Below are 14,241 nucleotides of genomic sequence, written 5' to 3'. Positions count from 1 at the left end.
ATTCGATGCGTAACAGACTGTTTTTTAGCCAGCTCGTTCATGCGCAACATTTTGTAAGGCCTAAATAGGGCCTTAACAAGACAGCCATAGTGGCCGTCCCTAGGTCGGATCAGTATCCTAGCACCTCCTCGCCCGCCGACGCTAAGACCAAGCGGGCAGCCCAACAGGTTTAAAAACGAATGAATGCTCTAGCCCGCCACGCCGCAGGCCTGCTGTTCAGTACAGTTTGTCTGCCCCTTTCAGCCTTGGCTGCCGACCCACAACCCACCCATGAATTCACCCTGGATAACGGCCTCAAGGTGGTCGTGCGCGAAGACCATCGCGCGCCGGTGGTGGTTTCCCAGGTCTGGTACAAGGTCGGTTCGAGCTATGAAACCCCGGGCCAGACCGGTTTATCCCACGCCCTGGAGCACATGATGTTCAAGGGCAGCGCCAAGGTCGGCCCCGGCGAAGCCTCGCTGATCCTGCGTGACCTGGGCGCCGAAGAAAACGCCTTCACCAGCGATGACTACACCGCCTACTACCAGGTGCTGGCCCGTGACCGCCTGGGCGTTGCCTTTGAGCTGGAAGCCGACCGCATGGCCAGCCTGCGCCTGCCGGCCGACGAGTTCAGCCGCGAAATCGAGGTGATCAAGGAAGAACGCCGCCTGCGCACCGACGACAACCCGATGTCCAAGGCCTTCGAGCGCTTCAAGGCGATGGCCTTCCCGGCCAGCGGCTATCACACCCCGACCATCGGCTGGATGGCCGACCTCGACCGCATGAAGGTCGAGGAACTGCGCCACTGGTACCAGTCCTGGTATGTACCGAACAACGCCACGTTGGTGGTGGTCGGCGACGTCACCCCGGACGAGGTAAAAAACCTGGCCCAGCGCTACTTCGGCCCGATCCCCAAGCGTGAGGTACCGCCCGCCAAGGTTCCGATGGAGCTGGCCGAGCCCGGCGAGCGCCTGCTGACCATGCATGTGCAGACCCAATTGCCGAGCGTGATCCTGGGCTTCAACGTACCTGGCCTGGCCACCGCCGAAGACAAGCGTTCGGTCCAGGCCCTGCGCCTGATCTCGGCCCTGCTGGACGGTGGCTACAGCGCACGGATCTCCGAGCAGTTGGAGCGTGGCGAAGAGCTGGTATCCGCCGCGTCCACCAACTACGACGCCTACACCCGGGGCGACAGCCTGTTCACCCTCTCGGCCACCCCGAACCAGCAAAAGAAGAAAACCGTTGCCCAAGCCGAAGCCGGCCTGTGGCGCCTGCTGGAAGAGCTGAAGGCCAAGCCACCGACCGCCGAAGAACTGGAACGCATCCGTGCCCAGGTCATCGCCGGCCTGGTGTACCAACGCGATTCCATCACCAGCCAGGCCACGGCCATTGGCTCCCTGGAAACCGTGGGCCTGTCCTGGAAACTCATGGACACCGAACTGGCCGACCTGCAAAGCGTGACCCCGGAAGATATCCAGAAGGCCGCGCGCACCTATTTCACCCGCGAACGTCTGAGCGTCGCCCATGTTTTGCCTGAGGAGACCGCTCATGAGTGATCGCAAAAGCAGCCGCCTGATCCTGCCGGGCCTGATCGTCGTCACCCTGATCGCGGCGAGCGCCGTGTACTTCCTGCGCCCGAGTGACTCCGTCGCCAGCCAGGCATTGGACAAGGCTCAATCGACCAACAAACTGCAATCCCTGGCGGAGCTGGACGGCAAGGCGCCGACCAACCGCAAGCTCGACGTGCAAACCTGGACCACCGCCGAAGGCGCCAAGGTGCTGTTTGTCGAAGCCCATGAACTGCCGATGTTCGACATGCGCATCCTGTTCGCCGCCGGTAGCAGCCAGGACGGCAACGTGCCGGGCCTGGCGCTGATGACCAACGCCATGCTCAACGAAGGTGTACCGGGCAAGGATGTGAGCCAGATTGCCAGTGGTTTTGAAGGCCTGGGCGCCGACTTTGGCAATGGCGCTTATCGCGATATGGCGTTGGTGTCCCTGCGCAGCCTCAGCGACAGCGCTAAACGCGAGGCCGCCCTGGCGCTGTTTGACGAGGTGATCGGCAAGCCGACCTTCCCCGCCGACTCCCTGGCGCGGATCAAGAACCAGATCCTCGCCGGCTTTGAATACCAGAAGCAGAACCCCGGTAAGCTGGCGAGCCTGGAGCTGTTCAAGCGCCTGTACGGCGATCACCCCTACGCTCACCCGAGTGAAGGCACGCCGCAAAGCGTTCCGAAGATTACCCTCGCGCAGTTGCAGGCGTTCCACGCCAAGGCTTATGCGGCGGGTAATGCAGTGATTGCCGTGGTCGGCGACTTGACCCGCGCCGAAGCCGAAGCAATGACGGCCAAGGTGTCGGCCGCGCTGCCCAAGGGCCCGGCCATGGCGAAGATCGCCCAGCCAACCGAGCCCAAGGCCGGCCTGAGCCATATCGAGTTCCCGTCCAAACAGACTCACCTGCTGTTCGCCCAATTGGGCATCGACCGCGCCGACCCGGACTACGCAGCCCTGTCCCTGGGCAACCAGATCCTCGGCGGCGGTGGCTTCGGCACCCGCTTGATGAGCGAAGTGCGCGAGAAACGCGGCCTGACCTACGGTGTTTACTCGGGCTTCTCGCCGATGCAAGTGCGTGGCCCGTTCATGATCAACCTGCAGACCCGCGCCGAAATGAGCGGCGGCACCCTGCGCCTGGTCGAAGACGTGCTGGCCGACTATCTCAAGACCGGCCCGACGCAAAAGGAGCTGGATGACGCCAAGCGCGAGCTGGCCGGCAGCTTCCCGCTGTCCACCGCCAGCAACGCCGACATCGTCGGGCAGCTGGGCGCCATGGGTTTCTACAACCTGCCGCTGAGCTATCTGGAAGATTTCATGAAACAATCCCAGGCCCTGACCGTAGAGCAGGTCAAGGCTGCCTTGAACAAACACTTGAGCGCCGACAAGATGGTCATCGTGACCGCCGGCCCAACGACTGCGCAAAAGCCACTACCGCCCCCCACTGATAAACCTGCCGAGCAGCCGCTCGGGGTTCCGGAGCATTAATGGCCAGTTCATCTCGCCCGAAAAAACCTGTCCACAACGTGCATAACGGTGTGGGCCAACTGCGCATCATTGGCGGCGAATGGGGCAGCCGCAAGCTGAGCTTCCCCGACGTCGTGGGCCTGCGCCCGACGCCGGACCGCGTGCGTGAAACCCTGTTCAACTGGCTGGCGCCGTACATTGCCGGCGCCAAGGTGCTGGACCCGTTCGCCGGCAGTGGCGCGCTGTTCCTGGAGGCGCTGTCCCGTGGCGCGGCCCAGGCCCAGGCGCTGGATGCGAGCAATGTCGCGGTGTCCAGCCTCAAGGAACACCTGGGCACCCTGCGCTGCACCAATGGCCAGGTGCAGACCGCCGACGCCCTGCGCTACCTGGAAACCCAGGCGCCCAGCGCCTACGACGTGGTGTTCCTCGACCCACCGTTCAACCAGAACCTGTTGCCGACCGTGTGCGCCTTGCTCGAAGAGCGCCAATGGCTGGCGCCGGATGCGTGGATCTACACTGAAAGCGAGACCGCGCCGTCTACCCTGGGTTTGCCGGGCGCCTGGCGCCTGCACCGGGAGCAGAAATCCGGTCGTGTGTATTACGCGTTGTGGCATCGATTGGTCGAAAGCGTCGCTTAAAATCTGTGGTGAGCAAGCCCGCTCACCACAGACAGTGAGTCAGCTCAAAACTGAGAGTGTCATGACACCGTCCTCCGACCAGTTCACCCCCGCCTTCGGCCTCGGCAACCCTCACCTGCAAACGCTGTGGGGGCCGCTGTGGCGGCCGACTACCCATATCGAGCGCCAACGCGAACGCCTGTGGCTGGAAGACGGCGACTTTCTCGACCTCGACTGGCATGGCCCCCATGACGCGCAGGCGCCGTTGGTGCTGGTGCTGCACGGGCTGACCGGCTCATCCAATTCCCCCTATGTGGCCGGCCTGCAAAAAGTCCTCGGCGCCCAAGGCTGGGCCAGTGCGGCCTTGAACTGGCGCGGCTGTTCGGGCGAGCCCAACCTGTTGGCACGCAGCTATCACTCAGGCGCCAGCGAAGACCTCGCCGCCGCGATTGCGCACCTGCGCGCCAAGCGGCCGTTGGCGCCGCTGTATGCGGTGGGTTATTCGCTGGGGGGCAATGTGCTGCTCAAGCACCTGGGGGAAACCGGCGAGGCGTCCGGGCTGCAAGGCGCAGCGGCGGTATCGGTGCCATTTCGCCTGGATCAGTGTGCAGACCGGATCGGGATAGGTTTCTCGCGGATTTATCAAAAGCACTTCATGGGTGAAATGCTCGCGTATATCCGCGTCAAACAACGCCGTTTTTTACAGGATGGCCGCGCGGACGGGCTGAAAACCCTGGAAGCGCTTGGCTCGCTGGAGAAGATGCGCACCTTCTGGGACTTCGACGGCCGGGTTACCGCGCCGCTGCATGGGTTCTTGAGTGCCGAGGACTATTACCGTCGCGCGTCGAGTCGCTACTACCTGGGCGCGATCCGCACACCGACGCTGATTATCCAGGCGGCCGACGACCCGTTCGTATTCGCCCACAGCTTGCCCGAGGCCAGTGAGCTGTCGGCGTGCACCGAGTTTGAGCTGACGGCCAAGGGCGGGCACGTGGGCTTCGTCGATGGCTCGCTGAAACGCCCAGGCTACTACCTGGAGCGGCGCATCCCACAATGGTTATTGGCACGACACGGTTAAACATGTGGGAGGGATAAGCCCCTCCCATATTAGGATTGGGTTTACACGGCCGGGAACTCAGTCCCCCGTAGCAATTGCCCGTGTCGGATCGGTAATCCACTCGCTCCACGACCCCGCATACAACTTGCCCAACGGGTAACCCGCCAGGCTCAGGGCGAACAGGTTGTGGCAGGCCGTCACGCCCGAGCCGCAATACGCCACCAGTTCCTCCGGCGAGCGCCCCTGCAACTGCGCGGCGAAGCGCTGCTTGAGTTGCTCGGCCGGCAGGAAACGCCCGTCACTGCCCAGGTTTTCGTTGAACGCCGCACATTGCGCACCGGGGATATGCCCGGCAATCGGATCAATGGGCTCAACTTCACCGCGAAAACGCGCCTGGGCGCGGGCATCGATCAGGGTCAGGCCGGGTTGGCCCAGGCGTTTTTGCAGATGTTCGGCATCCAGCAGCAGGTGATTGTCCGGCGCGCCATCGAAAGTCCCACGCTCGGTTACCGGCGCGTCCAGGCTCAACGGGAAACCCGCGGCATGCCAGGCCTTGAGGCCGCCGTCCAGGATAAACACACCGTCACGCTTGCCCAGCCAGGCCAGCAGCCACCAGGCACGAGCTGCATAGGCGCCAGGGCCGTCGTCATACAGCACGATATCGGTGTCAGCATGGATACCCCAGGCTCGCAATTGCTCGGCGAAGGTGCCCGCCGCCGGCAACGGGTGACGCCCGGTCACACCTTTGATCACTGGCCCGCTGAGATTGCGCTCCAGGTCGGCATATTGCGCACCCTCGATATGCCCTTCGGCGTAGCTGCAACGCCCGTAATCCGGGTCTTCCAGGGCAAAACGGCAATCCAGGATCACCAGCCCCGCCGACGTCTGGCGCTCGGCCAATTGCTGGGGGCTGATCAGTTGGGCAAGCGGCATGACGGACTCCTGTGAACAGATTCGGGAAAGGTCCTACTTCACTTCTTCCAGTGCCTGGTTCAACGGCACGTAAAACTCTTTGAACAGTGCATCCACCGCTTCTTTTGCCTGGGGCGTGACAAAGCCCGCCTCCAGCACCAGCACCTGATACACCCCGCGCTTGATGGCTTCGGCACTCAGGTGGGTGGAATTTTCATTGGTGGTGCACAGGAAACGCACCCAGGAGGTGAGGATGATCCAGGCATTGAGGGTCAGGGCTTCGGTTTGCACCGGGTCCATATTCAGGATGCCCGCATCGACAAACCCCTGGTAGATGGCGCCGCCCTGGATCAGGCAACGCTGGGAAAAACGCCGATAGCCGGTGGCCAGCTCCGGGTCGCTCTCCAGCAGGTGTTCAAGGTCGCGGTGCAGAAAACGGTAGCGCCACATACCGGCCAGTACGGCCTGGAGATAAAAGCGCTTGTCTTCCACCACCATGGCCCGCCCCTGGGGCGGACGCAGGAAACTGTCCACCAACGCTTCATATTCGCGAAACAGCACGGAGATGATCGCTTGCTTGTTGGGGAAGTGGTAGTACAGGTTGCCCGGCGAAATTTCCATATGGGCGGCGATATGGTTGGTGCTGATACTGCGCTCGCCCTGCTGGTTAAAAAGCTCCAGGCTGGTTTGCACAATACGCTCGCTGGTCTTTACTCGTGGTGCCATAGGGGAATCAGCTTCTGTACACGTGATAGGGCATCTTACGGCCTATCCTTGCCAGGATAAATCTGCATGTTGCTGCAATGTTATTTGACAATTTAGAGTAATGACTCTAAAAATCCACGCAGACCAATAACAATCGGTGCTGCGCCATGTCTGCCAACGTTGCCTACCTGCAAGATGCCCAGGTGCTGGATCAACTCCAGGACCTGTTCGACGCCCAACGCCGCGCCTACGCCGCCAACCCGATGCCGCCAGCCGCACAGCGCCAGCAATGGCTGAAGGCCTTGCGGGATGTGCTCAGTGACGAGCGCCAGGCACTGATCCATGCCATCAGCCAGGATTTCAGCCAGCGCAGCGCCGACGAAACCCTGTTCGCCGAACTGATGCCCAGCCTGCATGGCATTCACTACGCCAGTAAACACCTCAAGGGCTGGATGAAACCTTCCCGCCGCGCTGTAGGCCTGGCCTTCCAACCCGCGTCAGCCAAAGTCATTTACCAACCCCTGGGCGTGGTCGGCGTGATCGTGCCGTGGAACTACCCGCTGTACCTGGCCATCGGCCCACTGGTCGGTGCGTTGGCGGCAGGCAACCGGGTGATGCTCAAGCTCAGCGAATCCACGCCCGCTACCGGCGAACTGCTCAAGGCGTTACTGGCGAGGATTTTCCCCGAGGACCTGGTGTGCGTGGTGCTCGGCGAGGCCGAGGTGGGCATGGCGTTTTCCAAGCTGCGCTTCGATCACCTGCTGTTTACCGGCGCGACCAGTATCGGCAAGCACGTAATGCGCGCCGCTGCCGAACACCTCACGCCGGTCACCCTGGAACTGGGCGGCAAGTCGCCGGCCATTGTCTCCGCCGACGTACCGCTCAAGGACGCCGCCGAACGCATCGCCTTCGGTAAAGCCTTGAACGCCGGGCAAACCTGCGTGGCACCGGACTACGTGCTGGTGCCGGAGGACCGCGTGGAGGGTTTCGTCGAGGCCTACAGCAAGGCGGTTCGCGGGTTTTATCCGACGCTGGCCGACAACCCGGACTACACCGCCATCATCAATGAGCGTCAATTGGCCCGGCTCAATGCCTACGTCAAGGACGCCACCGACAAGGGCGCCACCCTGATCCCGCTGTACGACCAGGGCCAGGCACGGCGCATGGCCCATAGCCTGCTGCTGAATGTCAGCGATGACATGACCGTGATGCAGGACGAAATATTCGGCCCGGTGCTGCCGATCGTGCCTTATCGCGGCATCGACCAAGCCTTTGCCTACATCAACCAGCGCCCTCGCCCGCTGGCCCTGTATTACTTCGGCTACAACAAGCGCGAGCAGGACCGGGTCCTCCACGAGACCCATTCCGGCGGTGTCTGCCTGAACGACACCCTCCTGCACGTGGCCCAGGACGACATGCCCTTTGGCGGCATCGGCCCCTCGGGCATGGGCCACTACCACGGCCATGAAGGGTTCCTGACGTTCAGCAAAGCCAAGGGTGTGCTGGTGAAACAGCGCCTGAACGCGGCGAAATTGATCTACCCGCCCTACGGCAAATCGATCCAGAAACTGATCCAGAAGCTGTTTGTCCGCTGACACCGCCACCCACGGGATAACAATAACAATGAACCCTAGCCTCACGGATTCACCCGCGCTGTCGCGGCGCGGCGTCTTGAAAATCGGCCTGTGTGCCAGCGCTTTCCTGGCCACGGCCGGGCTGGGCGCCAGCCTCAGCGGCTGTTCCAGCAGCACCCCGGCCAGCGGCTTTGCAATGTTGCGCAGCAGCGACCTGCCGTTTCTGCGCGCGGTGATCCCGGTGCTGCTCGAAGGCGTGGCCAGCGCCCAGGATGTGGTCGCCGGGATTGAAGACACGTTGAAAAAACTCGACTACAGCCTGCAGCACCTGTCGCCGGAGATGTTCAAGCTCACCCAGCAGCTGTTCGATGTGCTCGGCATGGGCATTACGCGCGGACCGTTGACCGGCATCTGGGGCAGCTGGGAAAACGCCAGCGCGGAGCAGATCCGCAACTTCCTGCACCGCTGGGAAAACAGCTACCTGAACCTGCTGCGCATGGGCCAGGGCTCGCTGCTCAAGCTGGTGATCATGGCCTGGTACTTCCGGCCCGAATCCTGGGCGCATTGCGGCTACCCCGGCCCGCCGAAGATCTGATTTGCATCCCTCACAATAAAAACAAGAGACGACCCTGATGCCCGTACCCGATCTGTTCCGCGACGGCCTGGCCCGCGGCTGGAAAACCCACAATGGCGCCGCCCTCGACAGCGACCTGACCCTGGAAGCCGACGTGGCCATCATCGGCAGCGGTGCCGGTGGCGGCACCACTGCCGAGATCCTCAGCGCCGCCGGCTACAAAGTGCTGCTGATCGAAGAAGGCCCGCTCAAGACCAGCAGCGACTTCAAGCTGCTGGAGGACGAGGCCTATGCCAGCCTGTATCAGGAAGGCATCGGCCGCATGAGCAAGGACGGCGCGATCACCATCCTGCAGGGCCGCGCGGTGGGCGGTACCACGCTGATCAACTGGACCTCCAGCTTCCGCACCCCGGACGCCACCCTCAGCCATTGGGCCAGCGAGTACGCGGTAAAAGGCCACAGCAGTGCAGAGATGGCACCGTGGTTCGAAAAGATGGAGCAGCGCCTGGGCATCGCACCATGGGCCATCCCCCCGAATGCCAACAATGATGTGATCCGCAAAGGCTGCGAAAAGCTCGGCTACAGCTGGCATGTGATCCCACGCAACGTCCGTGGCTGCTTCAACCTGGGTTATTGCGGCATGGGCTGCCCGGTCAACGCCAAGCAGTCGATGCTGGTGACCACCATCCCGTCCACCTTGGAAAAAGGCGGCGAGCTGCTGTACCTGGCCCGCGCCGAGCAGCTCAAATACAGCGGCGACACCATCAGCAGCCTGGAATGCGTAGCGATGGACGCGCGCTGCGTGGCGCCTACCGGGCGCAAGATCACAGTGAAGGCCAAGCATTACGTGCTGTCGGGCGGCGGCATCAATAGCCCGGCGCTACTGATGCGCTCGGATGCGCCCGACCCGCATTCGCGGCTGGGCAAGCGGACCTTTTTGCACTTGGTGAACTTCTCCGCCGCATTGTTCGACGAGGTGATCAACCCGTTCTACGGCGCGCCGCAGTCGATCTACTCCGACCATTTCCAGTGGCAGGACGGCACCACCGGCAAAATGTCCTACAAGCTTGAGGCGCCGCCCTTGCATCCAGCATTGGCCAGCACCTTGTTCGGCGGCTATGGCACGCAGAACGCCCTGGACATGGGCCAATTGCCGCATACCCACGCCATGCTCGCACTGTTGCGTGACGGCTTTCACCCCGACAGCCAGGGCGGCAGCGTGGACTTACGCGGTGACGGTACGCCGGTGCTCGACTATCAGGTTTCGCCCTACGCCTGGGATGGCCTGCGCCGGGCCTTCCACAGCATGGCCGAAATCCAGTTCGCGGCGGGCGCCAAGTCGGTCAAGCCCATGCACCATGACGCACGGTTCGTGAACACCTTGGCCGAGGCACGCAGCGTCATTGAGGGTTTGAATCTGGAATTGCACCGGACAACCCTGGGCAGCGCCCATGTGATGGGCGGCTGTGCCATGGGCGAAGATCCCAAAAATGCGGTAGCTGACAGCCTTGGCCGGCATCACCAATTGCGCAACCTGTCGATCCACGACGGTTCGTTATTCCCCACCAGTATTGGGGCCAATCCGCAATTATCGGTGTACGGATTAACCGCTCAACTGGCGACAGCCTTGGCCGAACGTCTGAAAACAGCGTGAAAAAACACGCTATTCACGGTGTCTATACGGCTTTCTTATGCATAAGTTGACTTGGCCGACCGGGATGGCTGCGATACCATCCGGTTCCCCAACGGACTCCGCCAGGACGACGCGATGAACCGAGTGTTGTACCCAGGTACCTTCGACCCGATTACCAAAGGCCATGGCGATCTGGTCGAACGCGCCTCTCGTTTGTTCGACCATGTGATCATCGCAGTCGCGGCCAGCCCCAAGAAAAACCCGCTGTTTCCCCTGGAACAGCGCGTGGAGCTGGCGCGTGAGGTCACCAAGCACCTGCCCAACGTGGAAGTGGTGGGCTTTTCCACGTTGCTCGCGCATTTCGCCAAAGAGCAGAACGCCAATGTGTTCCTGCGTGGCCTGCGCGCGGTGTCGGACTTCGAATACGAATTCCAGCTGGCCAACATGAACCGCCAACTGGCGCCGGACGTGGAAAGCCTGTTCCTCACGCCGTCGGAACGTTATTCGTTCATTTCCTCGACGTTGGTCCGTGAAATTGCCGCTTTGGGCGGGGATATCACCAAGTTCGTGCATCCGGCCGTGGCTGATGCGCTGACGCTGCGCTTCAAGAAGTAATGTGGTGAGCGGGCTTGCCCCGCTCACCACAGCTCGCACTGCGGGCGCCAATGCGGCACAATTGCGCGCATTAGTTTTCAGATGCCTTGGCTGACAGCCCTGGCAGGAGTTTCCATGTCCCTGATCATCACCGACGATTGCATCAATTGCGACGTCTGCGAACCCGAGTGCCCGAACGCCGCCATCTCCCAGGGCGAAGAGATCTACGTGATCGACCCTAACCTGTGCACCCAGTGCGTCGGTCACTACGACGAGCCGCAGTGCCAGCAGGTGTGTCCGGTGGATTGCATTCCGCTGGATGAAGCCCATCCGGAGACGGAAGAGCAGTTGATGGAGAAGTACCGGAAGATTACCGGTAAGGCTTGAGCTTCTTTAGTGCCTGGAAAGACCTCATCGGGGGCTTGCCCCCGATAGCGATATTAGCCACTACACAGCAATCAGCTCTGGCACCTGGGGCAAAACACACTCGCCCGCTGCCCCAGCACCACATTGCGCAGCTCAGTCCCACAGACCTTGCACGCCTCGCCACCACGGCCGTAGACGAACAATTCCTGCTGGAAATACCCCGGCAGCCCATCGCCACCGATAAAGTCCCGCAACGTGGTGCCGCCACGCTCGATTGCCGCCGCCAGAATGCGCTTGATCTCGATCGCCAGCTTCAAATAACGCCCGCGTGAAATGCCGCCCGCCGCGCGACGCGGATCAATCCCCGCCGCAAACAACGCCTCAGTCGCATAGATATTGCCCACGCCCACCACCACCGCGTTGTCCATGATGAATGGCTTCACCGCCATCGACTTGCCGCGGGACAGCTGGAACAACCGCTCACCGTCAAACAGCTCGGTCAACGGCTCCGGCCCCAGGCGAATAAGCAGTTCATGGTTGTGCGGGTCCTGGCTCCAGAGCATCGCGCCGAAACGCCGAGGGTCGGTGTAGCGCAGGGCCAGGCCCGACTCCAGCTCGATGTCCACATGTTCATGCTTGGCCGCCGGCATGCCGACTTCGACCAGGCGCAAGTTGCCCGACATGCCCAGGTGGCTGATCAAGGTGCCCACTTCGGCATTGATCAACAGGTACTTGGCGCGCCGCTCTACCAGCACGATGCGCTGGCCGGACAGGCGCACATCCAGGTCTTCCGGGATCGGCCAGCGCAGGCGCCGCTCACGCACCACCACGCGGCTGACCCGCTGGCCTTCCAGGTGCGGCGCAATCCCACGCCGGGTGGTTTCGACTTCTGGTAACTCGGGCATGTGTACCTCGTGAAGGGGGGATCAGTGCGCGCCCAGTTCGCGGATCGACAACTTCAGGCTTTCGAAGTCGTAGTCCGACAGGCCCACGTAGTCCAGCACCAAGTGGCCGATGGCATTCCACTCATGGTCCACCGACTGGTTGCCCAGCACGCGATAGGACGAGCAGATGTGCTCGGCCATCTTCAGGATCGCCAGCAGGTTTTTCAGCTGTGGATTGCGCGACGACTCATCGCTGAAGATCGCCAGGGCATTGTGGTGGTTGGCGATGGCGTCGGTCACATGCTCCGGCAGGCGCCAGGACTTGGCGGTGTAGTAGCCAACCACCGCATGGTTGGTGTTGAACGCATTGTTTTCGGTGTCGACCACGCGGCAGTCGGGGCCGGCGTTGGCGTAGGCCTCTTCGAGCACCGTCATGTAGTTGGGGAAACGCTTGAGCATCAGCGGCACGCCGCAGTCGTGGAACAGCCCCAGGGCATAGGCCTCGTCCACCGCCTGGGCGCCGGTGCGCTTGGCCAGGGTGAGGCAGGTCATGGCCACGTCCTGGGCGGTGTCCCAGAAGCGGTTGAGGGTGACGATGGTGTCGTCGCTCATCTCGCCCCTGATCGACAGGGCGTTGATCAGGTTGATGATCGAGCGGCTGCCCAGCAGGTTCACCGCGCGCTGGATCGAGGCGATCTTGTTGCTCAGGCCGTAATAGGACGAGTTGACGATCTTCAGCAGCGCGCCGGACAGGCCCGGGTCCTGGGAGATCAACCGCGCGATCACTTCCAGGTCCGGGTCGGGCATGTACTGCTCCATCTGCAAATCCACCATGATTTGCGGCTGGGGCGGCACGCTGATGCCTTGGAGGGCCTGCTGGATCTGTTCGGCGGAAAGCTCTTGGGACATAAGTACACACTCTGGGCTAGGTGGGGATTCTAACCCTTATCAACCCTCGGCTGACACCTCCCCGCACATCCGGCAGCCCGGCCATTTCCTACATAACAAGGTATACTCCCGCTCTTTTTTCCGGAGCGACGTCATGTCCCTGCCAAGCCTGCGTCTCAAAGCCAACGCCGATCGTCGTTTGCGCAACGGCCACCTGTGGGTCTACAGCAACGAAATCGACGTGGCCGCCACCCCTCTGCACGGCTTCCAGGCGGGCGACCAGGCTATCCTGGAAGCGGCCGGCGGCAAGACCCTCGGCATCGTGGCCATGAGCCCGAACAACCTGATCTGCGCACGCCTGCTGTCGCGCGATATCAAGTTGCCGCTGGACAAGTCGCTGCTGGTGCACCGCATCAACGTCGCGCTGTCCCTGCGTGATCGCCTGTTCGACAAGCCGTTCTACCGCCTGGTCTACGGCGATTCCGACCTGCTGCCGGGCCTGGTGGTCGACCGTTTCGGCGACATCCTGGTGGTGCAGATCGCCTCGGCGACCATGGAAGCCCATAAAGACGACGTGATCGCCGCCCTGACCCAAGTGCTCAAGCCGAGCGGCATCCTGTTCAAGAACGACTCCGCCGCGCGCGACGCCGAAGGCCTCAACCGCTACGTCGAAACCGTGTTCGGCCTGGTGCCGGAGTGGGTCGCGCTGGAAGAAAACGGCGTGAAATTCGAAGCCCCGGTGATCCAGGGCCAGAAAACCGGTTGGTTCTACGACCACCGCATGAACCGCGCGCGCCTGGCCCCGTATGCCAAAGGCAAACGCGTACTCGACCTGTACAGCTACATCGGCGGCTGGGGCGTGCAGGCCGCGGCCTTCGGCGCCAGTGAAGTGTTCTGCGTCGACGCCTCGGCCTTCGCCCTCGATGGCGTGGAGCGCAACGCCGCGCTGAATGGCGTTGCCGAGAAGATGACCTGCATCGAAGGTGACGTCTTCGAAGCCCTCAAGGAATTGAAAGCCAGCGAAGAGCGCTTCGACGTGATCGTCGCCGACCCACCGGCCTTCATCAAACGCAAAAAAGACATGAAGAACGGCGAAGGCGCCTACCGCCGCCTGAACGAGCAAGCCATGCGCCTGCTCAGCAAGGACGGCATCCTGGTCAGCGCCTCGTGCTCCATGCACCTGCCGGAAGACGACCTGCAAAACATCCTGCTGACCAGCGCCCGCCATCTGGACCGCAATATCCAGATGCTCGAGCGTGGCGGCCAGGGCCCGGATCATCCGGTGCATCCGGCGATTGTCGAGACGCGGTATATCAAGAGCATTACGTGCCGGTTGTTGCCCAATAGCTAAGACGTGAACCCTCTGTAGGAGCGAGCTTGCTCGCGAAAAACGCATATACAACGCGGGCTACCTGATAGCGCTGCGTTATCGTTGACGTT

At 62.2% G+C, this 14,241-nt stretch carries 14 protein-coding genes; 10 read left to right on the top strand and 4 right to left on the bottom strand.

Translation table 11 applies throughout. The features are described from left to right. Nucleotides 1-179 precede the first annotated feature (179 nt). From BB029_RS02385 to BB029_RS02370, 4 genes are all read left to right on the top strand, one after another. Entirely contained in the window at nucleotides 180-1,535 is a 1,356-nt protein-coding gene (locus tag BB029_RS02385; RefSeq protein ID WP_065938108.1) for a pitrilysin family protein, read from the top strand. Continuing rightward, entirely contained in the window at nucleotides 1,528-3,018 is a 1,491-nt protein-coding gene (locus BB029_RS02380; RefSeq protein WP_065938107.1) for a pitrilysin family protein, read from the top strand. The genes BB029_RS02385 and BB029_RS02380 overlap by 8 nt, the downstream gene beginning before the upstream one ends. Further along, the gene (gene rsmD, locus BB029_RS02375) at nucleotides 3,018-3,635 is read left to right on the top strand and encodes a 16S rRNA (guanine(966)-N(2))-methyltransferase RsmD (RefSeq protein ID WP_027606107.1); all 618 of its coding nucleotides are present in this window, start codon (nucleotides 3,018-3,020) and stop codon (nucleotides 3,633-3,635) included. Before BB029_RS02380 ends, rsmD begins: the two co-directional genes overlap by 1 nt. Before the next feature lie 61 nt (nucleotides 3,636-3,696). After that, nucleotides 3,697-4,692: a hydrolase gene (locus BB029_RS02370; protein ID WP_027606108.1), complete on the top strand. Its 996-nt coding sequence runs from the start codon at nucleotides 3,697-3,699 to the stop codon at nucleotides 4,690-4,692. Between the two features lie 57 nt (nucleotides 4,693-4,749). On the opposite strand, the gene BB029_RS02365 is transcribed toward BB029_RS02370, so the two are convergent. Further along, nucleotides 4,750-5,604 (bottom strand): sulfurtransferase, encoded by an 855-nt coding sequence (locus BB029_RS02365; protein WP_065938106.1) that lies wholly within the window; start codon nucleotides 5,602-5,604, stop codon nucleotides 4,750-4,752. A gap of 33 nt (nucleotides 5,605-5,637) precedes the next feature. Further along, on the bottom strand, nucleotides 5,638-6,309 hold the full coding sequence (locus BB029_RS02360; protein WP_065938105.1) for a TetR/AcrR family transcriptional regulator: 672 nt from the start codon (nucleotides 6,307-6,309) through the stop codon (nucleotides 5,638-5,640). 146 nt (nucleotides 6,310-6,455) lie between these two features. On the opposite strand from BB029_RS02360, the gene BB029_RS02355 reads away from it, so the two are divergent. From BB029_RS02355 to BB029_RS02335, 5 genes are all read left to right on the top strand, one after another. Further along, complete coding sequence (locus tag BB029_RS02355; RefSeq protein WP_065938104.1) at nucleotides 6,456-7,883, top strand: coniferyl aldehyde dehydrogenase; 1,428 nt, start codon at nucleotides 6,456-6,458, stop codon at nucleotides 7,881-7,883. 28 nt (nucleotides 7,884-7,911) lie between these two features. Next, nucleotides 7,912-8,457 carry a twin-arginine translocation pathway signal protein gene (locus BB029_RS02350; protein ID WP_065938103.1) on the top strand — a complete coding sequence of 182 codons (546 nt, stop codon included), beginning with the start codon at nucleotides 7,912-7,914 and terminating at the stop codon, nucleotides 8,455-8,457. 37 nt (nucleotides 8,458-8,494) lie between these two features. Beyond that, nucleotides 8,495-10,090: a GMC family oxidoreductase gene (locus tag BB029_RS02345; RefSeq protein ID WP_065938102.1), complete on the top strand. Its 1,596-nt coding sequence runs from the start codon at nucleotides 8,495-8,497 to the stop codon at nucleotides 10,088-10,090. A 114-nt stretch (nucleotides 10,091-10,204) separates the two neighbouring features. Beyond that, on the top strand, nucleotides 10,205-10,684 hold the full coding sequence (gene coaD, locus BB029_RS02340; protein ID WP_003176711.1) for a pantetheine-phosphate adenylyltransferase: 480 nt from the start codon (nucleotides 10,205-10,207) through the stop codon (nucleotides 10,682-10,684). A gap of 114 nt (nucleotides 10,685-10,798) precedes the next feature. Continuing rightward, nucleotides 10,799-11,050, top strand: a complete 252-nt coding sequence (locus BB029_RS02335) for a YfhL family 4Fe-4S dicluster ferredoxin (RefSeq protein WP_003195146.1) — start codon at nucleotides 10,799-10,801, stop codon at nucleotides 11,048-11,050. A gap of 71 nt (nucleotides 11,051-11,121) precedes the next feature. Here the strand turns inward: BB029_RS02335 and mutM are convergent, their stop codons facing one another. Further along, on the bottom strand, nucleotides 11,122-11,934 hold the full coding sequence (gene mutM / locus BB029_RS02330) for a bifunctional DNA-formamidopyrimidine glycosylase/DNA-(apurinic or apyrimidinic site) lyase (RefSeq protein WP_065938101.1): 813 nt from the start codon (nucleotides 11,932-11,934) through the stop codon (nucleotides 11,122-11,124). Nucleotides 11,935-11,955: 21 nt separating this feature from the next. Then, entirely contained in the window at nucleotides 11,956-12,768 is an 813-nt protein-coding gene (locus BB029_RS02325) for an HDOD domain-containing protein (RefSeq protein ID WP_174556990.1), read from the bottom strand. 187 nt (nucleotides 12,769-12,955) lie between these two features. Between BB029_RS02325 and BB029_RS02320 the strand changes: the two genes are divergently transcribed. Beyond that, a complete protein-coding gene (locus tag BB029_RS02320) occupies nucleotides 12,956-14,152 on the top strand; it encodes a class I SAM-dependent rRNA methyltransferase (RefSeq protein WP_065938099.1) in 1,197 nt (398 codons plus the stop codon). Nucleotides 14,153-14,241: the final 89 nt, after the last annotated feature.

It is taken from the genome of Pseudomonas sp. S3E12, assembly GCF_001702295.1.
Taxonomy (GTDB): Bacteria; Pseudomonadota; Gammaproteobacteria; order Pseudomonadales; family Pseudomonadaceae; genus Aquipseudomonas; species Aquipseudomonas marginalis.
This window is presented reverse-complemented; position numbering and strand designations above follow the sequence as displayed.